The organism is Humidesulfovibrio idahonensis (assembly GCF_054657715.1).
On record NZ_BAAHYE010000002.1, the window covers coordinates 842,110 to 863,132 of the forward strand.

General features: G+C 65.3%; 17 protein-coding genes. 10 read left to right on the forward strand and 7 right to left on the reverse strand.

The features are described from left to right. Positions 1-11 precede the first annotated feature (11 nt). From amrB to ACYQ4W_RS04230, 4 genes are all read right to left on the reverse strand, one after another. Positions 12-845, reverse strand: coding sequence for an AmmeMemoRadiSam system protein B (gene amrB / locus ACYQ4W_RS04215; protein WP_459853197.1), 834 nt, complete (start codon positions 843-845; stop codon positions 12-14). A 20-nt stretch (positions 846-865) separates the two neighbouring features. Further along, positions 866-4,234 carry a tetratricopeptide repeat protein gene (locus ACYQ4W_RS04220; RefSeq protein WP_459853200.1) on the reverse strand — a complete coding sequence of 1,123 codons (3,369 nt, stop codon included), beginning with the start codon at positions 4,232-4,234 and terminating at the stop codon, positions 866-868. A 176-nt stretch (positions 4,235-4,410) separates the two neighbouring features. Then, the gene (locus tag ACYQ4W_RS04225) at positions 4,411-5,430 is read right to left on the reverse strand and encodes a sigma-54 interaction domain-containing protein (RefSeq protein ID WP_459853202.1); all 1,020 of its coding nucleotides are present in this window, start codon (positions 5,428-5,430) and stop codon (positions 4,411-4,413) included. 600 nt (positions 5,431-6,030) lie between these two features. After that, complete coding sequence (locus ACYQ4W_RS04230; RefSeq protein ID WP_459853204.1) at positions 6,031-7,434, reverse strand: NAD(P)/FAD-dependent oxidoreductase; 1,404 nt, start codon at positions 7,432-7,434, stop codon at positions 6,031-6,033. A gap of 392 nt (positions 7,435-7,826) precedes the next feature. On the opposite strand from ACYQ4W_RS04230, the gene ACYQ4W_RS04235 reads away from it, so the two are divergent. From ACYQ4W_RS04235 to ACYQ4W_RS04270, 8 genes are all read left to right on the forward strand, one after another. Next, positions 7,827-8,807: an EF-hand domain-containing protein gene (locus ACYQ4W_RS04235; RefSeq protein ID WP_459854461.1), complete on the forward strand. Its 981-nt coding sequence runs from the start codon at positions 7,827-7,829 to the stop codon at positions 8,805-8,807. Positions 8,808-8,954: 147 nt separating this feature from the next. Continuing rightward, positions 8,955-9,521, forward strand: a complete 567-nt coding sequence (locus ACYQ4W_RS04240; protein WP_459853206.1) for an RNA polymerase sigma factor — start codon at positions 8,955-8,957, stop codon at positions 9,519-9,521. A 17-nt stretch (positions 9,522-9,538) separates the two neighbouring features. Further along, positions 9,539-9,847: a hypothetical protein gene (locus tag ACYQ4W_RS04245; RefSeq protein WP_459853209.1), complete on the forward strand. Its 309-nt coding sequence runs from the start codon at positions 9,539-9,541 to the stop codon at positions 9,845-9,847. Positions 9,848-9,861: 14 nt separating this feature from the next. Beyond that, on the forward strand, positions 9,862-10,353 hold the full coding sequence (locus tag ACYQ4W_RS04250; protein ID WP_459853211.1) for a hypothetical protein: 492 nt from the start codon (positions 9,862-9,864) through the stop codon (positions 10,351-10,353). Between the two features lie 73 nt (positions 10,354-10,426). Then, positions 10,427-10,864, forward strand: coding sequence for a hypothetical protein (locus ACYQ4W_RS04255; protein ID WP_459853214.1), 438 nt, complete (start codon positions 10,427-10,429; stop codon positions 10,862-10,864). A 387-nt stretch (positions 10,865-11,251) separates the two neighbouring features. Then, the gene (locus ACYQ4W_RS04260) at positions 11,252-12,958 is read left to right on the forward strand and encodes a glutamine--tRNA ligase/YqeY domain fusion protein (protein ID WP_459853216.1); all 1,707 of its coding nucleotides are present in this window, start codon (positions 11,252-11,254) and stop codon (positions 12,956-12,958) included. A 155-nt stretch (positions 12,959-13,113) separates the two neighbouring features. After that, positions 13,114-13,551: a MarR family winged helix-turn-helix transcriptional regulator gene (locus tag ACYQ4W_RS04265; RefSeq protein WP_459853219.1), complete on the forward strand. Its 438-nt coding sequence runs from the start codon at positions 13,114-13,116 to the stop codon at positions 13,549-13,551. Positions 13,552-13,613: 62 nt separating this feature from the next. Continuing rightward, on the forward strand, positions 13,614-14,192 hold the full coding sequence (locus ACYQ4W_RS04270) for a flavin reductase family protein (protein WP_459853221.1): 579 nt from the start codon (positions 13,614-13,616) through the stop codon (positions 14,190-14,192). 25 nt (positions 14,193-14,217) lie between these two features. Here the strand turns inward: ACYQ4W_RS04270 and ACYQ4W_RS04275 are convergent, their stop codons facing one another. Then, positions 14,218-15,066, reverse strand: a complete 849-nt coding sequence (locus ACYQ4W_RS04275; protein WP_459853224.1) for a glycosyltransferase family 2 protein — start codon at positions 15,064-15,066, stop codon at positions 14,218-14,220. A gap of 215 nt (positions 15,067-15,281) precedes the next feature. Between ACYQ4W_RS04275 and ACYQ4W_RS04280 the strand changes: the two genes are divergently transcribed. Both ACYQ4W_RS04280 and ACYQ4W_RS04285 read left to right on the forward strand, forming a co-directional pair. Further along, positions 15,282-16,970, forward strand: coding sequence for a CgeB family protein (locus ACYQ4W_RS04280; protein ID WP_459853226.1), 1,689 nt, complete (start codon positions 15,282-15,284; stop codon positions 16,968-16,970). 130 nt (positions 16,971-17,100) lie between these two features. Beyond that, positions 17,101-19,680: a cyclic nucleotide-binding domain-containing protein gene (locus ACYQ4W_RS04285; RefSeq protein WP_459853230.1), complete on the forward strand. Its 2,580-nt coding sequence runs from the start codon at positions 17,101-17,103 to the stop codon at positions 19,678-19,680. Positions 19,681-19,686: 6 nt separating this feature from the next. Here the strand turns inward: ACYQ4W_RS04285 and ACYQ4W_RS04290 are convergent, their stop codons facing one another. Together ACYQ4W_RS04290 and ACYQ4W_RS04295 are read right to left on the reverse strand one after the other, a co-directional pair. Next, positions 19,687-20,172, reverse strand: coding sequence for a PaaI family thioesterase (locus ACYQ4W_RS04290; protein ID WP_459853232.1), 486 nt, complete (start codon positions 20,170-20,172; stop codon positions 19,687-19,689). Beyond that, positions 20,172-21,005: a TatD family hydrolase gene (locus tag ACYQ4W_RS04295; RefSeq protein ID WP_459853235.1), complete on the reverse strand. Its 834-nt coding sequence runs from the start codon at positions 21,003-21,005 to the stop codon at positions 20,172-20,174. Before ACYQ4W_RS04295 ends, ACYQ4W_RS04290 begins: the two co-directional genes overlap by 1 nt. Positions 21,006-21,023 lie beyond the last annotated feature (18 nt).

Here is a 21,023-nt window from a genome sequence, read left to right on the forward strand (position 1 = left end):
GCTTGTGTGCCTTAGCTGACGAGCATGCCCGCGTAGCCGACCACGCGGCGCATTTCGCCGTTGACCTGGCCGGAGGTGGCGTACCCCGTGATTTCGGTTTCCGCGGCGCCAAGCTCCAGCGCGGCGGCAATGCCCATGGTCATGGGCAGCACGCCGCACATGCTGATGCTGTTGCCGCGCACGGTCTCGTAAAACGCCACGGGATTCAGGTGCAGGGCGGGCTCCAGGGCCTGGCTGTCCTGCTCCTTGGCCAGTTCGTGGTGCACGAAGTGGCTCATGTCCGAACTGACCAGGATGCTGACCGAGCGCGTGAAGCCCCGCAAAGCGCGGCCGATGGCCTTGCCGACGCCAAGCAGCGTGTCCAGGCTGGGCTGGGAGACGCAGATGGGCACGATGCGCGTGGCCGGGTTGATGGTGGCCAGAAAAGGCACCATGACCTCAAGGGAGTGCTCGCGCTGGTGGGCCAGGGTGTCCGGGGTGAGCAGCGGCTCCTGCTCGCAGAGCAGGGCGGCCAGTTCGTCGTCCACGGCCAGCGCGCCGCCGGGGTACAGCCAGCGCCCGTCGGGCCAGACGGCGAAGAATTTGCCCATGCCGGTGTGGTTGGGGCCGAGCATGAGGATGGTCTCGCCCAGGTTGGCCTGCCCCAGGGTGACGCCGGTGATGATGCCGGAATAATAATACCCGGCGTGGGGGGCCATGGCGAGGATGGTGTGGGCCAGATTCTTGGGCTGCGCCTGGGCGAGGTAGCCTTGCACCTCGGTGCGCAGGGCCTCGGCGTCGTTGGTGTAGAACTGTCCGGCCACTGCGGGCTGGCGGTCGTGGCTTTCCATGAACGGCATGGGCATGGCGGACTCCTTGGCGGCGGCTAGCGCGGCGGCGGTTTGATGAGATAGTCTTGGAGACGCTGGTCCAGCGCGCTGCTTTCCAGCGACTGCTGCGCCATGCGCGCGTACACGGTGCCGGGCTTCTTCTTCACCACGTCGCCGAGCAGGTTCTTCCACTCCGCAGTCTGGTTGCCCCGGCGGTAGATGTCCGCCAGGCGCAGGCGCACCGGCGCCCAGTCCGGGTCGTTCACCGGGATGATGCGGTCGAACTCGTTGCCCCACTTGAGGGTTTCGCTGAACCGGCCGGAGCGCTCCGTGGCGGTTATGGCCATGAGCAGGCAGTCCTTGATCTTCTCCTTGTCGCCGTTGGTGGCCAAAAGCTGCGCCAGGGCCTCTTGCGAGAGGGCGAAGAGCCGGACCATGTCCTGCCGGCGCGAGGCGTCCTTGGCCAGCATGTACGTGGCGTGGGCCCGGGTGGCGGGCTCGGACGAGGTGTCGCCCGCGATGCGCGTCCACAGGGGCAGGGTCTTTTCGGTCTCGCCCTGGTTCTCCAGGGCCATGGCCTTGGCGTTCTCAAACTGGGTCTTCTGCCGGGGCGAAAGCTTCCAGGCCGCGTTGGCGCGTGTGGCCAGGTCGGAAATGCGCTTCCACTGCTTCTGCTCCATGAAGATGTTCATGGCGAGGTCCAGCGCCATTTCCGAGTACTTGGGCACCTGCTTTTTGCCCAAAAAACGTCCGGCGAGCTTCAGCGCGCGGTCGGGCTGGCCGCGCTTCCAGGCGCTCACGGCGATGGCCATCTGGGCCTCGTCGCCGATCTTGTTCTGGTTGTCCTTCACAAAGGGCGAGGTGTCATACATCTGGAGCACGCGCGCGTAGTTGCCGTCCTGCACCAGCCCGGGCAGGGCCTGCAGGAACGCCTGGAAGCCGAGCTCCTTGGCTTTGCCCACCAGATTGCTCTTGGGGTACTTTTCCAAAAACGAGGCCGCGGTGTTCATGGCGTCCAGGTAGGCCTTGGTATGGAACTGCCACATGCCGAGCTTGATCTGCGCCAGGGGGGCCAGGGGGCTCTGCGGATACTTCTTGATGATGAGTTCGTATGTCTCGTTGGGCTTGAGGGCCTCCGGCTTGGCGAACACCGGGTCCATCTCGCTCATGGTCGGGTCGTCGTAGATGCCTTCCTCGGCCAGGCGCATGCGCGCGACCAGACCGCCCTCGCGGTCCGGGAAGTCCTGCACGACCTTCTGGTAGATTTCCTTGGCCGCGGCGCGCTTGTTCTGGCGCAAATAGATGTCGCCGATGCGCACCAGGGCGATGTCCGCGTACTCGGTGTTGGGGTTCAGGTTGTAGAAGGTCCAGTAGTGGTCCTTGGCCTGCTGCAGCTTGCCCACCTTCTCCTCTATCTCAGCCTCGAGCTTGAGGAAGTCGGGGTTCTCCATGTAGAAGAGGGGCCAGCGCTTGTCGAGGTAGTCCGCGATCTGGTAGGCCTTGTCGTTTTCGCCCAGCTTGCGCAGCACCTGGGCCAGAATGTACGCGGTATCCTTGGCCATGCGGCTGTCGGGGTAGTTCTGGATCAGGCTTTGGTACTGGGCTGCGGCGTTTTTGAGGTCGCCCTTGTTGCGGTAGTACTCGCCGAGGGAGAACGGAATGACGGCCGCGTTCTGGTCGTGGGCGTACTTCTTTTTGACGATGTTGAAATAGGCCTTGGCCTCGGGCAGGTTGCCCACCCGCAGGTTCAGCAGGCCCAGATTGATGAGGGCGCGCGGCACGCGGTTGGACTTCTGGTTGGCGTTCATGGCCGCCTGCTGCGCGCCGGCGATCTTGTCGTAGTTGGCGGCCAGATTGTCCTTGTAGGCCTGCATGTACGTGTCGGCCAGGGAGTAGAGGGCGTCCTCGCGCGCATCGCCCTTGAGGGCCGGCTCGCGCATCAGGGCCTCCAGGGTCTTGGCGGCCTCGTCCCACTTGCCGCCCATCATGCTCGTCTGGGCCTTCAAAATTTCGTCCTTGATCTGATCCAAGGTCAGGGGGCCCTGGGGCTCCTTGTCCTTGCCGCCATGACCGCCGCCTTCCTTGGCCGGAGCCGCGTGGGCGTCCTTGGGGGCGTCCTTCGCCGCCGGAGCATGGGCGTCCTGCGCGGGCGCGTGGCCCGAGGCATTGGCGCTGTGGGCGTCGGCCGCTGGCGCGGGAGCATGTTCGGAGGCGTTGGCTCCGTGGGCTTCCGCAGCAGGAGCGTGCTCCGAGGCATTGGCCGGATGCGCCGCCTCGGCCTGTGGCGCGGCCACCTGGGGCAGCGTGGCGTTGGCGCTGGCGCCTGTGGGGGCAAAGGCTTTTTGCACGGGCTGGCGCAGCTCCCACGGCTTGCTCCCTGCCATGGACGCTGGCGCGGCTTGCGCCGGCGTGCTTGCGGAAGGCGCAACCTTGGGCGCGGCTGCGGCACCGGAAATGACTTCAGCCGGGCGCGCGTCCTCTGGGCCGTGGCGCTCTGCGCGGAACATGACCAAGGGCTGTCCCTTGGCCGGAGTCACGTCGACGGGGGGGCGGTTGGCCGCGCGGGCGATCGCCGGGGCGCTCTCCGCGGTGCTGGGCGGTTGCGCCGCTGTGGTGGCCTCCTGCAAAAGCGGCCGTTCGACAACGCCCGGAGGCAGCTTGCCGCCGACCTGGCGGGCGGGCGCACTCTTCTCTGGGGCCGGCGCGGCGGGCTGCCCGGCGATTGCGGGCGCCGTGGCGCTGCTGGGCGCGCCGAGCACGGTTTTGTTCACCTGCGCGCGCATGGAATACGGTACGGAATAAAATGGCTGGCCCTGGGCTCCGTCTGCTGGCGGGGCCGGGCGTGACGCCGTCTGCGGCGCTGCGGGAGCCGTCTGAACGGGCGGGGCAGGCTGCGGGGCCGGCGTGCGCTTGGCTTCGGCCGCGGCGTGTTTGGCTTCTTCCGCGGCCTTGGTCTTGGCTTCTTTTTCGCGCTGGGCTTCCTGCTGCTTGTCGCGCTTGGCCTGGGCTTCCTGCTCGCGCTTGGCCTGGGCCTCGGCCTTTTTCTGCTGGGGGCTGAGCTTTTCGGCTGTGGCCTTTTCCGTCTTGCCCTGGTCGGCCTTCTTGGCCGCCTCAGCCTTCTTCTCGGCCTTGGCGTCCTTCTTCGTGTCCTTCTTGGCGTCCTTTTGGGCGTCGGCCCAGGAGGAGCCGATGGCATCGGCGAAAATTTGGATGTTGAGCTGCGACTTGGTTTTGTTCGGGGCGTTCACGTAGCCGAAGGCGCTGGTCTTGAGCTGGATCTTGAAGCCGCCCGGCACCGGGCGCACGCCGGAGATGAGCCTGGAGCCGCCAATGCCTGGCGCCGCCAACGCCTTTTCGCCCGGAGCGGCGTCGAAGGTGACCGTGAGTTCCTGCGCGCCGGTGCGGCGCACGGAGTATTTCGGCAATGCGCCGCCGTCCGCGGAAACGGTGAGCGTATCCGCGTCGCCTCCGGCGCGGAACCCTGCCTGCAACGCGCGGGCGTGCTCAGGCAGCGCGCCGTCTGCCGCGGAAAGAACGGCGAGAAGGCCAAATGTGGCGGTAAAACGTCTTAAGGACACGGGCCAGCCGATCCCCTGCAACCCTATGCATCCAACAGGTTGCGCTTCTTCAGTTTTTCGATGAGCGTCGTGCGCTTGATTCCCAAGAGCTCCGCCGCCTGGTTTTTGACTCCGGCGGCCTCGGCCAATGCCTCTTGCAAAAGGCGCTCCTCAATCTCATCCAGGAACTCCTTGAGTCCCTGCGCCTTGTCGCGCATGTCCTTGAGCTCGGGCCAGCGGAAGCCTTGCGGGGCGGCGCTTTCCTCCGCCGGGGCGGCCTTGGGCTCCAGCCCTGCCGCGCGCTGGATTTTTTCCGGCAAGTCCTCCGGGGTGACCTGGGGCCCCTCGCAGAGGATGGACAGACGCTCCATGAAATTTTCAAGCTCGCGCACATTGCCCGGCCACGAGTAGCCCGCAAGCATGGCCTTGGCCTGGGCGCCCAGGGTCAGGAGCTTGCGCTCCCGCGTCTGGCAAAAGCCGCGCAGAAAATGCTCGGCCAGAGCCATGACATCTTCGCCGCGTTCGCGCAGGGGGGGCAGGTGCAGGGGAATGACGTTCAGGCGGTAGAAAAGGTCTTCGCGAAAGCGCCCGGCGGCAACCTCGATCTCCAGATCGCGGTTGGTGGCTGCAACCACGCGCACGTCCACCTTTTTGGTGGAGGTGCCGCCCACGCGCTCGATTTCCTTCTCCTGCAGGGCGCGCAAAATCTTCACCTGCAGGCTTAGGTCCATCTCCCCGATCTCGTCAAGAAAGATGGTGCCCCCGTCCGCCAGCTCGAACCGGCCTGGCCGGGAGCGGATGGCGTGGGTGAATGCGCCCTTCTCGTGGCCGAAAAGCTCGGATTCCAGCAGCTCCCTGGGGATGGCGCCGCAGTTGATGGGCACGAAGGGCTGGGAGTGGCGCTTGCTGTTCTTGTGCAGCGCGCGGACCAGAAGCTCCTTGCCTGTGCCGGACTCGCCGGTGACAAGCACTGTGCTGTCGGTGGGGGCCACCTTCTCCAGGATCTTGTAGACCTCGCGCAAGGCGGGGCTTGATCCGATGATGCCGTCGATGTTGAGCGTCATTGCTCCTCCGCAGATCGTGTCCCCAGGTGACGGGCGCAAAAGAAGACGCCCGTAAGGCGTGCTTCGATCACTGTCAAGGAAATGACGCGAAGTCAATCGTTTTCTAGATTCTTTTTAGGCTCAGCGATTTCAGGCAAATTGCACCAGAGGCAGAGCCTGGGCATTTTTCCTTTCCTCTGGATTCCAAAGGATAGTGAGCACGTTGCCCCTTGGAGGAAGAAAACTCACAGCGCTCAGCTAGCAAATGCCTTCGGTGCGAGGGGATCGTCTTGGCTTATGGACCACTCAAATTTCATTCTTGAGCGTAGCTGGGTGGTCTGGTTTGTGAGCATTTTGCTAGAAGTGTATGAACTTGATAGACGTCAGTATCCATTGTTTGAGTGGGTCAGTGAGAAATGACAAAAGTAAATCGGTAATTACAGCCAAGCCAATGGTGAGTCCCCAGGAAGAGAAGTGCCACAGGAATTTCCAAAAATAACGAAGCACTGGATTCGTTGCTGTCGCTTCTTTGTAACCTAAGTCATACCCGATCAGCTCGTTCGGAAGTGCGTAGATCTGTCGCTTCAGCTCAGAAAGTAAAGACATTGTTGTGCCCCCAGTCTACTTCAGCAGCCGCCGGGCGATCTCCTTGCTCGGAATGAGCCCTGTGGCCGCGGCGGAGACGATGTTGCCAGCCACGCCGGGGCCGTCTCCCGCGACAAAGAGCCCGGTGATGGAGGTCTCCAGGTTGGAGGTGGTTTCCACCTGGGTGGCGAAGAACTTGATCTCCGGCGCGTAGAGCAGGGTCTCGTCGTTGGCCACGCCGGGCACGACCTGGCCCAGCTTCTCCAGCCCCTCGACTATATTCGTGAGGATGCGCTCGGGCAGGGCCATGGCGATGTCGCCGCAGACCACGTTTTTCAGCGTGGGCTCGATGGAGCTGTTCTTGATGCGCGACCAGGTGCTGCGGCGTCCGCGCTTCAAGTCGCCAAAGCGCTGCAAAATGGGCTTGCCGTCGCCGATGAGCGAGGCCAGGCGGCCGATATGCTCGCCGTAGGCCTGGTTGTCGGTGACGGGATCGTTCAGCACCACCTTGGAGAGGAAGGCGAAGTTGGTGTTGCCGCTTTTCTTGTCCATGTACGCGTGGCCGTTGACGCATACGAAGTCCTGGTAGTTCTCCAACGCCACAAAGCCGCCGTCGTTGGTGCAGAAGGTGCGGGTCTGGTCGTCGTACTTGCTGGTGCGGATGAAGAAGGTGGGGTCGTAGATGACCTCGCAGAGCTCCTGCATGACCTCGCGCGGGACCTCCACGCGCACGCCCACCTCGATGCCGCGTTGCGAGAGGCCGAGGCCCATCTCACGCGCCACGCCGCCCACCCACTCCGCGCCCACGCGGCCCGGAGCCAGGATGACGGCGCGGGCGGTGTATTCGCCCTTGGTGCTCACCACGCCTTTAATGGCGCCGTTTTCGGCAATGACGCCTTTGACTTCCTCGGACGTGTGGAAGGTGACCCCGCGCGACTTCACATACTCGGTCATGTCGCCGATGAGCCGGGGCAGATTGTCGCTGCCCAGGTGCTTTTGGCGGATGATGAGCAGGTCGATGCCGGTCTTGCGGGCCTGGGCGCGCACCTTTTTGGCCTGGTCCATGTTGGTTGGGTACACCGGGCCGTCCATGCCGAAGCGGTTGAACATGGCCTCGGTTTCGTCGATGAGGGCCATGGCTTCGCTCTCGGCCATGAACTGCGTCAGGTCGGTCTTGCCGAGCTTGTGGATGAAGTTCAGCTTGCCGTCGGAAAAAAGGCCGGCCCCGCCAATGCCCGAAAGAATATTGCAGGGCTTGCAGTGGATGCAGCCCAGCCGGCCCACGGGGCAGTCGCGCCGCTGGGCCTGCTTGCCCTTTTCCAGCACCAGCACGGAAAGCTCCGTGTTTTCGCCAAGCCAGGCGGCGGCGAAAAGTCCGGCGGGGCCACCGCCGACGATAATGACGTCGAAATCCGTGCGTGCTGTCTTGCCAGGTGTCATGCTGCATCCTCGTCGTTGTGTATTGCCCAGGCGCAAGCGCGTGCCCCCGGACAATAGCCGTGTAGCACCGGAAACAGCCCTCCGGCAAGTGGCGCGGCCAGGCCAAAAATATCCGGAAAAAATATGCGAAAGGAGTGTAACTCCCCCAAAGTTCCCGGCGTCATATAGGCAATGAAGATTTCCTTCGTATCCCTTGGGGAGGGGAGACGAGGGGGATGCCATGAACTGATTCTTCTTGCGGCCTGGAGCCGTACCACAACGCGCACCGTTTTTGGCAATGCGTTCTGGTGTTTTTGCCCTCTGTCATTGGCGTGCGGAGGGCGGTCAAGGAGTTTCATATGCAGATCAGCTCTTCCACGAGCAGTTCAAGTTCGATCTTTAACATGGACGAGATGGACAGCAAGCTGGCCTCCAGCATCATCTCGCAAAAGGACACCGACTCGAACGGGTTGGTTTCCGCCTCGGAATTGGGCGTCAGCGCGTCCGACATCACGGACTTCGACACCGATGGCGACGGCAGCCTGAGTTCAAGCGAACTCACGGCGGCCCTTGTGGCCAAGCGGGAGAAGATGCAGTCCCAGATGCAGACCGAGATGTCGCAGAGCAGCCAGCTGGGCATGTTGCAGACGAGCCTCAGCAGCACCTCTTCGTCGTCTTCGTCCGACTCGTCGTCCGGAACATCCGGCGCGCCGAGCGTTGACGACATGATCTCCAGCCTGTTCAGCGACGGCGAATCCGAGAGCACCTCGGTCAGCGCTGCGAGCTCGAGCAGCACGTCCACCGCGAGCAACGCCGCGGCACTGCTCAGCAATGCCAACAGCTTGTTGCAGAAGATGGACGCGGCGATGGCCGAAACCATCATGAACCTGAAGGACACGAACGGCGACGGCACCCTTTCCGCTTCGGAACTGGGCGCCACCTCCGCGCAGATCGCCGAGCTCGACACCGACGGCGACGGGGTTTTGAGCGACAGCGAGTTGACCGCCGGACTCAAGGCGGAACGAGAGAACATGATGGCCCAGAACGGCGGCGTCATGCCGCCTCCGCCCCCGCCGGACGGGGCGGGATCGTCCAGCTCGACCGGTTCGTCCAGCTCGACCAGCTCGACGAGTTCGACGGGCTCGACAAGTTCGACAAGTGCTTCGACGAGTGAGTCGTTGAGCATGGACGCGCTCATGCAGAGCATGTTCAGCTCGACCACAGGCACCAGCACAAGCACCTCGTCGGACACGGCAAGCAGCCTGACTTCAAGCGTCCTGACCGAGTATCTGCTGCGGCAGAAGGCCAGCAGCGCTTATCAGAGCGTGGACAATCTCATCGCTGGGCTCTTTGACAGCGGTGCGACGACACAGTCGGTGTCTCTGAGCGCCTAGGCGCCCAGCTCGGCTGTGGACCCTCCCGGGGGCCGGTGCTGGTCACACCGACCCCCTCTTTTGACAGAGGCACCTTGCAGTGGCTAGAATCGGGGAGGTTCGGGCGTTGCACGAATGGCGTCAGGGTGGCGCCGCAGAGAAGCAGGAATGAACGACGCCGAAATTGTGCGCCGTGTTCTGGATGGTGACGTGAATGCCTTTGCGCAGTTGGTGGATGCACACTCCGCGCAGATAATGAGCATCACCTCCCGGCACGTGCCGCAAGACAGAGCCGCAGAGGTCGCCCACGAGACCTTTGTGCGCGCGTTTGAGCGGCTGGGCACCTTTAAGGGCGAAAGCCCTTTCGTGCACTGGCTCACCCGCATCGCCCTCCGGCGGTGCGCCGATTTCTGGCGCGGTCGCGCCAAGAGCCGCGAGACGGTGTTCAGCGCCCTCGGCACTGGTGCGCGGGAGTGGATAGAAAGCATCCCCGATTCTTCCGACGCCGGGCTTGAGGTCCACGCGGAGCGCAGCGAGGCCGGAGTCATTCTGGACTGGGCCATGTCGCAGCTTGCGCCGGATGATAAGCTCGTGCTCACCATGACGCATATGGACGGACAGGCCTTGAGCGACGTGGCGGAGTTCATGGGCTGGAGCATTTCCAAGGTGAAGGTGCGTTCGCACCGGGCGCGGCGCAAGCTGCGCGACGTGTTGGGCCGTATGCTCGACGAATGAAAAGAGGAGGCGCAATCATGGATGATCGCAGACTCGACAATCTCGAGCAGGCGCTCCTTCGGAACTTTCGCGCACGGCAAAGCGCGCCGGTTCCGGCCAACTTTACGGCCAGCGTGATGCGGGAGGTGCGGCAAAAGGCCGAGCGCGGCGCGAGCTTTCTGGACGTGTTCAGCCTTGTGGCGCGGCGCTTTGCCCCGGTGGGCGCCCTTGCCGCCACTGCGGTCTGCGGCTATGCCCAGTTCATGGACAAGGTCTTCAATCAGGCCGTGTTGTCCCTTTCCATGCACAGCACAGCCGGGATAACCTTGGCCGGGCTGATGCCCTAGACAAGGACGGCAGCATGAAATCATGGAAGGCCTGGCTCCTTGTGGCCGTAATCTTCATCACCGGCGCCGCGGCCGGGGCGTTCGGCATGCGCCTTTACATGGCCCGGCACCTGCCGGAGCTTTTGAGCCATACACGCCAGCGCCTGGAAGAGTTCTTCATGGAGAACATCGACCGCGAAGTGGGGCTGACCGAGCAGCAGAAGAAGAACATTCTGCCCATTCTGCGCGAGGCCGTGGCCAAGGGCGAAAAAGTTCGCGAAGCCTCCCACAGCCAAATGGACAAGGTGATGCAGGAGGCCGACGACAAGATCAGCTCCGAGCTGGACGCGCAGCAGCGCGTGAAGTTTGCGGAGTTCCGCACCCGCATGGAGCAGCTGCGCCGCCAGGGACCCAGGCCTGGCGACCGCATGCCGCCGCCGCCGCCGGGATTCCCTCCCGGGCCTCCTCCCGGGGAACCCATGGGCATGCCGCCTGGCCCGCCGCCGGGCGCAAGTCCTCACCCATAAGGACAAGGATATCGCCCCCCATGATGGTATCCGCTCCGAACACACGGACGGCCCCCGCGAGCGCGGAGGCCGCATGTTGAGGCACGCCGCCGAGATCTATCCCGCGCGCGTGGTCATGCTGGACGCGAACCTCTTTGATGTGGCGAGCTGCTCCACCGGCAGCCCCTCCACGCGCTCGCACTATTGCGTGTGCCTGGAGGCGACCCCGGAGCGCGTGTGCTGGCTGCCCATCAATTCGGGCAGCAGCCCCGGCCGGCTGCCCATCTTCCGCGAGGAGAAGCTGGGCCATCCCAACTGGGTGAACAACCCGAAAAAACGCTTCTCGCAGGGCGTCAGCTATTATTATCCCACGCAGATATGGACGCTGCGCCCCGCAACCACCTGCCTCGCCTCGCGGCACGACCTCTCGACCACGGCTGCGCCCAACGCCGTCTCCAACGGCTGCCTGGCGCGCATCCTGGCCGATTGCGCCCCCGCGCTGGCCAAAGCCCGGCTGTTGACGCCCGGGTGAGGCGGCCTCTTTGGGGCGGTTTCTCTGAGGCGGCCTCTTTGAACCGTCCCGGTTGAGGCGACACGCCAGCCGCTCCGGCTTTCGCGCCGAGCTGCCCACCTTGTTTATCCCGCTTGCCAAGCCAGCTTGCCAAGCCTGCTTGTCTGGCCAGGTGCCTGTCCTGCGGCTGCAATGCGTATGGGCTTCAATACGGCACGACGCCAAGGCCGCCCGGCGTTTGACCGCGCGCGCGCTTTTCTCTATGCTGCATGGCTTGCGGACGTTTGCCCTGGCGCCATCCGCATCAAGCCAAGCCTGCGAAATTTCACCAACATGGCCGCTCGCGCCGAACTTGGCCGACCGAGCCTCAACTTGGCCTCTTGTGCCTTAACTTGAAGGATGCCGCGCATGACCACGCCCGACAACACTCCTGGCGACGCCAGCCCGTCCGCCCCCGTCAACTTCATCCGCGCCCGCGTGGCCGAGGACATCGCCAGCGGCAAGAACGCCGGGCGCGTCATGACCCGCTTTCCGCCAGAGCCCAACGGCTACCTGCATCTGGGACACGCCAAGAGCATCTGCCTCAACTTCGGGCTTTCCCAGGAGTTCGGCGGCGTCACCAACCTGCGCTTCGACGACACCAATCCGGCCAAGGAGGAAGTGGAGTACGTCGAGAGCATCCAGCGCGACGTGAAATGGCTGGGCTTCGACTGGGAAGACCGGATGTACTACGCCTCCGACTATTTCCAGAAGCTGTACGACTACGCCGAGGCCCTCATCAAAAAGGGCAAGGCCTACGTGGACAGCCTCACGGCCGAGGAGATCCGCGCCCACCGCGGCACCCTGAAGGAGCCCGGCAAGAACAGCCCCTACCGCGACCGCACGGTCGAGGAGAACCTGGATTTGTTCCGCCGCATGCGCGCGGGCGAGTTCCCGGACGGAGCCCATGTGCTGCGCGCCAAGATCGACATGGCCGCGGCCAATGTGGTGCTGCGCGACCCGACCATCTACCGCATCAAGCACGTGCCGCACCACCGCACCGGCGACGCCTGGTGCATCTACCCCATGTACGACTTCGCCCACTGCCTGTCCGACTCCATCGAGGGCGTGACGCACTCCATCTGCACCTTGGAGTTCGAGAACAACCGCGCGCTTTACGACTGGGTTCTGGACGAGCTTGGCGTGTTCCATCCGCAGCAGATCGAGTTCGCCCGCCTGAATCTGACGCACACGGTGCTTTCCAAGCGCAAGCTCATCCATCTGGTGAAGGAGGGCATCACCACGGGCTGGGACGACCCGCGCATGCCGACCCTTTCCGGCGTGCGCCGCCGCGGCTTCACGCCCGAGTCCCTGCGCGACTTCTGCGAGCGCATCGGCGTGGCCCGCAACGACAACATGGTCGAATACGGCCTGCTGGAGCATTGCCTGCGCGAGGACCTGAACAACCGCGCGCCCCGGGCCATGGCTGTTCTGCGCCCCCTCAAGGTGGTCATCGAGAACTACCCGGAGGATCAGGTGGACGAGTTCACCTTCCCCTGGCACCCGGAAAAGGACATGGGCTCGCGCACGGTGCCTTTCTCCAAGGTTCTGTACATCGAGCAGGACGACTTCCGCGAAGAGCCGCCCAAGGGCTTCCACCGCCTGTATCCCGGCAACGAGGTGCGCCTGCGCTACGCCTATTACATCACCTGCCGCGAGGTGGTGAAGGACGCGGACGGCAACATCACGGAGCTGCGCTGCACGTATGATCCCGAAAGCCGCGGCGGCAGCAGCCCGGACGGCCGCAAGGTCAAGGGCACCCTGCACTGGGTGAGCGCCAAGCACGCCGTGGAGGCCGAGGTGCGCCTGTACGATCTGCTCTTCACCGTGCCGAACCCCGGCGCGGAGGAGGACTTCACCGCCTGCATCAACCCCAAGTCTCTTGAGGTGCTGCACGCCAAGCTGGAGCCCGCCCTGGCCGAAACCGCCCCGGGCTGGCGCTGCCAGTTCGAGCGCCTGGGCTACTTCTGCGCCGACGAAAAGGACTGCAAACCCGGCGCGCTGGTGTTCAACCGCGCCGCCACCCTCAAGGACACCTGGGGCAAGATAGAGAAGAAGCAGGGCGGGGGACGCTAACCCCAATCCATCCATTTGCTGCAATATGTTTGATCGGGCCGCTTCCGCATTGCCGGGAGCGGCCTTTTTTGCGCCCGCAGGCTTGACGCCTGGAAAATGATAGTTTAGTTGTACACGCAAGTGATTCTGATTGCGCTAAACGGAAAGGAGGACGCGTGGCCAAATCAAGCGAACTTGTGCACAACTGCCTGTACTTCACGGCGGGCGCGCTGAGCCGGAGCATCAGCCGCGTGGCCGATGCCGCCTTCCGGTCCACTGGGCTTTCGCCTTCGCACGCCTTCGTGCTCATGCTCGCGGCGGAGGAGCCGGGCATAGGTCCTGGGGCGCTTGCCGGGCGGCTGGCCTTGGCGCCCTCCACTGTGACGCGTTTTGTGGACCAGCTGGTGGCCAAGGGGCTTTTGACCCGCACATCGGAAGGCCGCGCCGCGCGCCTGGCCGCAACGCCTGCCGGGCTGGCCTTGCTCAAGGGGGTCGAGCAGGCCTGGAAGCGCCTGCACAACGCCTATCTGGCCGTGCTGGGGCCGGAGGCGGACCGCTTGGCGTCGGAAATCGACGCGGCGTGCGTCAAGCTGGAACAGGCCGAGAATATTTAAGATGCCCCCTGTTTTCTTTTGGTCGTAACCATTGGTTGTACACACAAGCTAAGGAGCCCGGCATGAAAAAGAACATCGGTCCCGTGAACGCGCTGTATCCGTCGCTGACCACCATTGTGGGCGTGGTTGTGGACGGCAAGCCGAACTTTTCGGCCATCGCGCACGTGGGCATCATGAACCACGGCACGCCGCAGTATCTGTCCTTCGGCATCAACAAGCTGCACTACAGCAACGCCGGCATTGTCGAGCACGGCGAGTTCAGCGTGTGCATTCCCGGCGAGGACATGGTTGCGGAGACGGATTACGTGGGCCTGGTAAGCGGCAAGAATACGGACAAGTCGCAGGTGTTCGAGCTGTTCACGGGCGAACTCAAGCATGCGCCGCTCATCAAGAAGTGCCCGGTGTGCATGGAGTGCCGCCTGGACCGCGTGCTGGATTTCAAGACCCACGATGTGTTCATCGGCGAGGTTGTGGCCACGCATGTGGACGAGGACGTGCTGCGCGAGGACGGCAAGATCGATCTGGCCGAGGTGAAGCCTATTCTTTTTGACATGGCCAGTGTCAGCTATTGGTCGCTCGGGTCTCCCCTGGCCTCGTGCTGGAGCGTGGGCAAGGGCATCAAGCGCCGTTTGCGCGCCTAGGCCGTAGGGCTAAGCGCGTGTGCGGTCAGGCCGTGCAGGTGCTCCATGTCGTGTGCCTGGGGGCAAGCGTCGGCGGCATGCCCGCGAACATGGCGCGCACGTCGCGCGGGCCAGGAATCTGCCCCGCCTCGTAGGGCTTGGCCCAGGCGTCGCCGCGCAAAAACGCCAGGGCCCAGCGGCACACGTCCGGCTCAAAGGCTCCGGGCGTGGCCACAACGAGCAGGGCCTTGGCGTGTCCGTCCTGCCAGGGCGTCAGCCGGTGCAGCGGGCGGCAGTGGGCCAGCAGTTCGGGCACGCGCACTATGCCGCCGCCCTCCATGGCCATCCTGAGCCAGAAGTCCCACAGGGCGAGCTGCACGCGGGGCCGCAGGCCGCCCATGAGCTCCCAGGCCTTGCGGCGCAGCAGCGCGGCCGGGCCGACCGGGTTGCAGCGTGTGAGCTGCTCCGGGCTGAAGGGCCGCACCCGCGTGAGCGGCGCATTGGACGGGTTGCCCGCCGTGTGCGAGGGATAGACCGCCTGGACCTTTTCGTCCTTTGCGGCTTCTTGGCATCTGGAAATGAAGCGCGGGCTCAGGCGCGTGCCCACCGGCGTCAGCAGGAGCCAATCCTCCTGCCCTTCAAGTGCGGCGATGTTCAGGGCCTTGGCCGGGACCATGCCTGTTGCGTCGAGCACCTCCAGGCCGCTGAAGCCAAGCGCGCTGTGCAGCAGGCGGGCTTCCGCGGTTTCATGCTCGGCCGGGGCCGTGCTGGCGAGGACGACATGCAGGTGCTGCGGGCCGATGCTTTGGCAGGAGAGGGACACCAAGGTCCTGAAAAGATCCGCGCCAGCTCCACGGCAATGAATGAGCACCCTGACATGGGTGTTGGCGTTCATATATTTCCCCTTCCCTGGGATGTTCGCGGGCAGGCACGGTCCGTGTGCCGATAATACGCCCCTATCGCGAGTGTTATCGGCCGTGGCGCGCCACTTCTTTAGACTAGCGCCGGAAATATTGTTCACCCGGCAAATGAAATTCGTGTCACGATCCTTGCAAGCATCTGCGCGCACAGGAGTCGTTAGTGGAGCAAGCCAAGAATCAAGAATCGCGCATGCCGAGGCCGTTGCGCGTCACCGAAGCGGAAGCCGTTCTGGCCCAAGGCTTTGTGGACGACTTGCGCCTGCGCGTGGGCGGCAAGACCTGGAGCCTTTGGGGCCGTGGCGGGCGCGCGCGCGAGGAAGCGCTGGCCGCGGGCGTCGCCGATCGCGCCTTGCCCGTGCTTCTGGGGCCGAATCTTGGCCGCTGCCTGGAGCTTCTTGCCGGGCAGGGGCGGGCCGTGGCCGTGGTGGACCGCGAGTCCGCAGTTTGGGACGTGACGGGCCTGCGGGAGCGCTTCGCCCATGCGCCGAACGTTCTATGGCTGAACGATGCCGATGCGCACACCGCCTTGGACCGGCTGACGCGCTGGCAGGCGGAGCAGGGCGGCCTGCCCTTTGCCCCGCTGTTTGCCCCGGCTGTGCGCCGCGTGGACCCGGAACTTTACGCAACCCTTGCGGATGCCCTGGCTACAAGCGCCAGCGCCAATTTTTGGGACCAGGCCGCATACCGCAAGTTCACCACCTCCAAGCCCCGCGTGCTGTTTCTCGACAGGCCGTACTTTTTGTGCACAGAGATCAAGGACGCCCTGACCCGGCTGGAGATCCCCTGGTCCGCGCTATCTGTGCCCATGGAGGATCGCGGCAGCGCGGCCTTTGTGGAGGAGCTGCTGCGCCGGGTGTTGGACTTCCGGCCGGACTTCGCGCTCACGGTGAATCACTTCGGCCTGGACTGCGAAGGGCGGCTGGCGGAATTGCTGGAGCGGCTCAACCTGCCCCTTGCCTCCTGGTTCGTGGACAATCCGCACCTCATCCTTTCGCGCTACCCTGGCCTGACCCGGCCCGGTACAGCCCTGTTCACCTGGGACGCGGACAATGTTTCGAGCCTGCGCGCCCTCGGATTCGAGCACGTGCACTACCTGCCGCTGGCCACTGACGCCCGGCGTTTCCGCCCCGGACTGCCTGCCGGGCCGGTCTCGTGGCGGGCCGATGTGTCGTTCGTGGGCGACTCCATGACCGGCGCGGTGGCGGAGAGCCTGGTCGCCTGCGTCGGCGTGCCGCAACTCTCGCGCAACTATGGCGCCATCGCAGCGGGCTTCGGCGCTTCGGACGAGCGCAGCGTTGCGGCGTATCTCGACGCCGCGCACCCGAAATTGGCGGCGACCCTGCGCGCTCTGCCGGATGTCGCAACGCGGCTGGCCTGCGAGTCCCTGCTGACCTGGGAGGCCACGCGGCAGTATCGCTGGGCCTGCGTCAGCGCCTTGTCGCCCTTTGAGCCGCTGGTGGCTGGAGACGAGGACGGCTGGCGGCGCGCCTTCGGCACTGCTCCCGGGGTGCGTTTTTCGTCCCGCTTGGACTATTACCGCGACCTGCCGCGCTTTTATCCCATGAGCCGCGTCAGCCTGAACTGCACCAGCCGCCAGATGAAGGGCGCCGTGAATCAGCGGGTGTTCGACGTGCCCGCCTGCGGCGGCTTTGTGCTCACGGACAGGCGCGGGCAGCTGGAGCGGCTTTTCGAGCCTGGGCGCGAGGTTGTGGTGTATGACGGGCCGGAAGAGATCGCTCCGCTCGTGGCGCGGCTGCTGGTCGATGACCAGGAGCGGGAGCGCGTGAGCCGGGCCGCGCGTCGGCGCATCTTGGCCGAGCACACCTACGAGCATCGTTTGACGGAGCTTGCGCGCATCATGCGCGGAACATTCGCCTGACCCGGACGCTTGACCTGGACGCTTGACCTGGACGACTTGCGCGGCCGTGATGCGCAGCCTTGAGAATTGCGCATGAATCTGCCATAGAAGGCGAGGCGGCTTCTCCCGCCCCTTAACCCCGGAGGGCGCAGTGTCCGACGAGCAGCACAAAACACAGGCCCAGACCCCGGACGGGGCCGCGTTTCTCTGCGCGTCCTGTGGACACAGCCAATCCCTTCCTGTGGAGCTTCTCGGCCGGCAGGCCAAATGCCCCAAGTGCGGCCAGCTGGGCCAAGTGGTGCGCCCGCCGCAGCGCCAGCCCGACGTAAGCGACGTGCGGCTCGACGACTTGGTTGAGTCCGGTCCGCAGCCCGGCCTGAAGTCTGGCGCGCCCAGCCGCGCGGGAGCTCCGGCCGCCAGCGAATCCTTGGCCCTTGATGCCGCGCCCAGGCCGAAATCCTTGGGCGAGCATTTTCGCCACTTCTTTTCGGGCAATCTGCCCCTGAACGTTCTTGCCGGACTGGTGACCGGCGCGCATGTCGCCTTTGTCTGTCTGGCGTTGGCCATGCTGGTTTTTGCCGCCCCGTCCGCTGCTGGCGCTGTCCCGCACGCGCTGGTGCTGCTGCTTGTTCCCGCCGTGTTCGGCTCCGTGCTGCTGGCCTTGAACGGTCGCCTGGCCGTCGCCGTTGGCGCGCCGGAGCCCTCTGCCGTGCTCTGCGTTTGTCTCTTGCTGGGCGCCTTGGCCGGGGACCTGGCCGGGCACGTGCCCGGACCGGAGCTTTCGGCCACGCTGCTCGCCGCGCTGCCCCTTGCCGGTCTGCTCTCGGGCGTGCTGGGCGTGCTTCTTTCTCGCCTGGGGCTCGCGGAGCGGGTGCGCTTCATGCCTTCCGAGGTGCTGGGCGGCATGCTCGCCGGATTGGGACTGCTGCTCATCAAGGCCTGGTTCGGAGCCCTGCTGGCCACCTCTCCCGCGCTTGCGGCCGTTTTCGCCCAGCCGTTCTCCGACCTTGGCCCGGCCCTGGCCGCCGCCTGGGTGGACTGGGCTCCGGCCGTGGGTTTTGCGGTCTTGTATTTTCTTGTGCACATGAACGTGCGCGGGCTGTTGTGGCCGCTGCTGCTCACGCTGCTCGCCATTGCCGGGTGGAATGCCCTGGCGCTGAACCTTGTGGCGCTGCCCGCGCCGTATGCGGACGCGCAGACCGCCCTGACCGCTGCCCAGGCCCGTTTGCCGCAGATGCTCGACACCGGCTGCTACCTTGCCCTGCTCGACCCGGCGCTGCTGACGCGCATCCAATGGCCGGCGCTGGCCGCCCGGGCGGAGTTCTTTGCCGTGGTGGCCGTGGTGGCCATTCTGCCGTCGCTCATGCGCACGCCCATTCTGGAGTCGGTGCTGGGCCGCTCGGCCGATGGCGGAGAGCAGATGCGTCTGGTGGGCGCGTCCTCCATGCTTTCCGGCCTGCTCGGCGCGCTGCCGTCGTCCCTCTCGCTTTCAAGCAGCCTGGGCATGCGCGCCCTGGGCGCGCGCGGTCCTGTGGCGGGCTTTGTGGTGGGGCTGGCGTGCCTGGGGCTTCTGCTGGCCGGACAGCCGCTCTTGCCTTTCGTTCCGAGGTTCGTGCCCATGGGCCTGCTGCTGGCCACCGGGCTCATCATGCCCGTGAGCTGGATGCTGCGCGACGCGCGCAACCCGCTCTCCCGCAAGGACGACCTGCGCAGCGCCTGGGCCTCCTGCCTGTTTGTGGCCGTGTGCGGGCCGGTGCTGGGTGTTTTCGCCAGTCTGGGCCTGGGCCTGGTCTTGAGCCTTTCCCGCGCCGTGGCAGGCGGGGGCGTGCGTTTTCTCCAGTCCGGCGATGTGTTCCACAGCAACGTGGAGCGCTCGCCCTCGGAACGGCGCATCCTGCGCGAGCAGGGCGGGGCGATTCTCGTGCTGCGTCTGCACGGCTTTTTGTTCCTCGGCACGCTGTATGATCTTGTCCGCACCGTTGAGGCGCGTCTTGGCGCAGGCGGGGCGCTGAAGTTCGTGCTGCTTGATTTCGGCGCGGTGCGCGGCATGGGGGCTTCCGCCGCCATCGGGTTCCGCCGCCTGGAATCGCTGGCGCGGGAGAACGGGCTGCTGCTGTTTCTGACCAGCGTTCCACTGGAGATGGAGGAGCATCTGGAGGGCCTGGGCTACCGAATGGGCGACGACGCGGGCGTGTGCCGCATCGCCCTCAACCTGGACTATGCCCTGGAATGGTGCGAGGACGCTTTACTGGCCGAGGCCGGAGCCGGAGCGGTGAAGGAAGCGCGCCAGGACACGCTGGAGGAGCTGCTTGCGGCCACCTTCCCCGAGCCGCGGCTTGTGCCCGCGCTGCTCAAGTGCCTGGAGCGCGTGGAAGCGCCCAAGAAGAAGCATGTCATCCGGCAGGGCGAAGCCTCGGACTCCATGTACTTTCTGCAATCGGGAAAGGTGCAGGTGGAGCTTGCCCTGCCTGGCGGCAAACTGCTGCGTCTGCGCAAGATGGGACCGGGAACCGTGTTCGGCGAGATGGGCCTGTACACCAGCGCGCCCCGCTCGGCCTCGGTCATCGCCACGGAGAAGTGCGTGGTCTACAAGCTTTCGCTGGAGCGCTTCCAGCTCATTCAAGCCAAGGCCCCGCAGCTGGCGGCGGCGGTGAACCGCTACATCGTCGCCCTGCTGGCCGAGCGCGTGGCCGAGGCCAACGCCCAAGCCCGCGCCACTCAGCAGAACTAGCGGGCGCTAGCCCCAGGCGGAGAGGTCCAGACGCTCGCGCTTGCGGTAGGCCGTGCCCTGGAAGGTGGCGATGGTCTCGCCGGAATCATCTTTGATCTCCACAATATAGGTTGCCAGAGGACCGGACTTGGCTGTCTCGCGCGCATGGGCGGTGAGCACGCCGCTCTTGGCCGCCTTGGTGTAGGCGATGGTGGCGTTGACCCCAAGGGCCAGGGAGCCGTGGGAGTTGGCGGCGGCGCCGAAGGCCAGGTCCGCCAGGGTGAAGATGGCCCCGCCCTGCACCACGTCCGCGCCGTTCAGGTGCTGCTCGGCTATGGTCATGGCCGAGGTGGCCCAGCCGTGGCCTATTTCCGTTATCTGGATGCCCAGGTGGATGCACAGCCTGTCGCGGCTGTTGAAGAAGCGCTTGAGCCGCGCGAAGCGGTCCGCCAATTCGGCCTTGCCCGGATGGGGCGGCTGGTTGGGCTGCTCGGCAGTGGGGGCGGTGGTCATCAGATTTCCTCCAGATTGAAGAAGGTGCGCGCGTTCTGGCCGGTGACGGTCCAGACCTGCTCCACAGGCAGGCCTTTCAGCTCCGCCACGCAGGCGGCGGTGAAGCCCACCAGGGCCGGATGGTTGCGCTTGCCGCGCCAGGGCTCGGCCGAAAGGTAGGGGCTGTCCGTCTCTATGAGCATGCGCTCCAGCGGAATGGCCGGGATGGCCTCGCGCAGGGCCGCGTTGGCCGCATAGGAGACGGGACCGGGAATGCTCAGGGTCCAGCCGTGGCCGAGCAGCGCTCCGGCCTGGTCCGCGTCGCCGCCGAAGCAGTGCCACAAGAGCTTCTTGCCGGAGAACCCGGCCTCCAGCAATTGGCGCAGGCAGTCGTCAAAGGCGTCGCGGCAGTGGATGACCGGCGGCAGGCCAAGCTCCAGGGCGAGGTCCAGCTGGGTGCGGAACACCTGCGCCTGCAAATCGCGCGGGTGGTCGTCCCAGTAGTAGTCCAGGCCGATCTCGCCCACGGCCTTGAGGCGCGGGTCGGACCGGAAGGCCTGGCGCATGGCCTCGATGGCCTCGGTGGTGCAGGTGTCGGCCTCGCCGGGGTGGATGCCCAGCAGGAAGAAGACCTCCGGCCGGTGTGCAAAGAGCCCGCGGTTCTTGTGGTACGCCTCCGGTCCCAGGAACACGTTGCCCGTGCGGGCCACGCCGCAGGCCAGCGCCCGGTCCAAGATCTCTTCGCGGTCCGGGTCGAAGTCGACCAGATCGATGTGCGCGTGGGAGTCCACGCCTGCGGGGGACAAGCCGAGAGTTTCCGGCTCGGCCCGGTTGTGCTTGTGTTTTTTTGACATGATGCCCTGTGGGGATTG

Bases quoted from the DNA above. Each gene is read 5' to 3' on its own strand.
- amrB (WP_459853197.1), bottom strand. From the start codon at position 845: ATGCCCATGCCGTTCATGGAAAGCCACGACCGCCAGCCCGCAGTGGCC.
- ACYQ4W_RS04225 (WP_459853202.1), bottom strand. From the start codon at position 5,430: ATGACGCTCAACATCGACGGCATCATCGGATCAAGCCCCGCCTTGCGC.
- ACYQ4W_RS04230 (WP_459853204.1), bottom strand. From the start codon at position 7,434: ATGACACCTGGCAAGACAGCACGCACGGATTTCGACGTCATTATCGTC.
- ACYQ4W_RS04235 (WP_459854461.1), top strand. From the start codon at position 7,827: ATGGACAGCAAGCTGGCCTCCAGCATCATCTCGCAAAAGGACACCGAC.
- ACYQ4W_RS04240 (WP_459853206.1), top strand. From the start codon at position 8,955: ATGAACGACGCCGAAATTGTGCGCCGTGTTCTGGATGGTGACGTGAAT.
- ACYQ4W_RS04245 (WP_459853209.1), top strand. From the start codon at position 9,539: ATGGATGATCGCAGACTCGACAATCTCGAGCAGGCGCTCCTTCGGAAC.
- ACYQ4W_RS04250 (WP_459853211.1), top strand. From the start codon at position 9,862: ATGAAATCATGGAAGGCCTGGCTCCTTGTGGCCGTAATCTTCATCACC.
- ACYQ4W_RS04255 (WP_459853214.1), top strand. From the start codon at position 10,427: ATGTTGAGGCACGCCGCCGAGATCTATCCCGCGCGCGTGGTCATGCTG.
- ACYQ4W_RS04260 (WP_459853216.1), top strand. From the start codon at position 11,252: ATGACCACGCCCGACAACACTCCTGGCGACGCCAGCCCGTCCGCCCCC.
- ACYQ4W_RS04270 (WP_459853221.1), top strand. From the start codon at position 13,614: ATGAAAAAGAACATCGGTCCCGTGAACGCGCTGTATCCGTCGCTGACC.
- ACYQ4W_RS04275 (WP_459853224.1), bottom strand. From the start codon at position 15,066: ATGAACGCCAACACCCATGTCAGGGTGCTCATTCATTGCCGTGGAGCT.
- ACYQ4W_RS04280 (WP_459853226.1), top strand. From the start codon at position 15,282: ATGCCGAGGCCGTTGCGCGTCACCGAAGCGGAAGCCGTTCTGGCCCAA.
- ACYQ4W_RS04290 (WP_459853232.1), bottom strand. From the start codon at position 20,172: ATGACCACCGCCCCCACTGCCGAGCAGCCCAACCAGCCGCCCCATCCG.
- ACYQ4W_RS04295 (WP_459853235.1), bottom strand. From the start codon at position 21,005: ATGTCAAAAAAACACAAGCACAACCGGGCCGAGCCGGAAACTCTCGGC.